The following is a 1200-nucleotide window of genomic DNA, read 5'->3' as shown; positions in this document are numbered from 1 at the left end:
TTACCACCTATCAGTTCCTCATCACGGGGCAGATCCGATAGAAGGGGGGTAAGGGGAGTTGCATTTGAAGTCGCCTTTCCAGCACCCGGAGACCGCGCGTGAACCAGGAAACGGCGCTACGGGCGAGTTTTCTAAAGGTCCAATGCTCGGGATCGGTTTGCGCTTGAGTTTTTTTTCCAACGGAGTGGGATGGTCGCGGGCCTCTTCTTGACCGACGCGCACACACCAGTACATAGCCAGCGCCATGATCAGCAGTAATCGGTCGAGTCGGTCAGCGGCGCGTAACTGAGTGTCTTCTAATTGAAAACCGCGACTTTTGAAATCGGAGAACATCGGCTCAATCCCCCAGCGACAGGCGTAATCCTGGACGGTCGCCCGATTCGGCGGGTCATTCATGGCGATGATCCACGGTTCCGGATGCCCAGATTCATGCCAAATAGCGAGGTGAGTGGGCACCCCCTCCTGAAATAACCCCACCTTGGATAAATAACGTTCTGAATGGCCCTGCGCCAACGCGCCCGTCGTCGTAATCTCCCCAAATCCTGGATCGACGTTCAGATTCCCTTTTAAGCGTAACCGATAATGCCAACCCGGCTGCGCCGCTAGCCACCGGAATAAGCCCACTGAAGGATAAAAACGATCCGCACAGAGCAAGACCTCGGCCCCGGCCGGGAGCCACGCCCGCACCCGCTCCAACAGGGTGTGCTGGGTCGTAAAACCGAGATTCGCCGGGCCGGCTTCCACCGCCCAAGCCAACGGCAACGCTCGATGGCCCACCCCCAGGCTGATCATCAAAATCGCAAAGCGATTCCCCAAATCGGTTTGATCCAGACTCAAAATGAGGGTCTCTCCAGGCTGACCCGCCGCCGCTAACGCTTGACGCGCCCACGGTTCCAACATGTCCGCACTGGACAACAAGGGATTTTTCAACAAGCGGCGCAGCCACTGCTCACGCATGTCCTGCCGTTCCGTGTCCAGCGGCAACAGATTGGCCAGTTCCACCGTATTCGGGGTCTGGGCTTCCAAGACCGCACCCACAGCTAACGCCAGCTTGGTGATCACCGTCTTCCGCAGGGTCGGGTGCGCGGCTCGCAAACCCGCTTCAATCTCGTTCGCTAGCTGCCGGACTGTTCCCATTGTCTCCTCGCGACTTTAGTTAAACTCACCTTATAGTCTAACTCAGAACTGATAGGTGGTAAG

1 protein-coding gene is annotated in these 1200 nt (G+C 57.4%); it reads right to left on the bottom strand.

Features of this window, described 5'->3' with window-relative positions; all coding sequences use genetic code 11:
- Positions 1-21 precede the first annotated feature (21 nt).
- Entirely contained in the window at positions 22-1137 is a 1116-nt protein-coding gene (locus BN874_RS10825) for an IS4 family transposase (protein WP_230314404.1), read from the bottom strand.
- Positions 1138-1200 lie beyond the last annotated feature (63 nt).

It is taken from the genome of Candidatus Contendobacter odensis Run_B_J11, from assembly GCF_000531125.1.
In the GTDB taxonomy this organism is placed as follows: domain Bacteria; phylum Pseudomonadota; class Gammaproteobacteria; order Competibacterales; family Competibacteraceae; genus Contendibacter; species Contendibacter odensensis.
The sequence above is the reverse complement of the archived record's forward strand: the minus strand, read 5'-3'. Positions and strand labels throughout refer to the sequence as shown.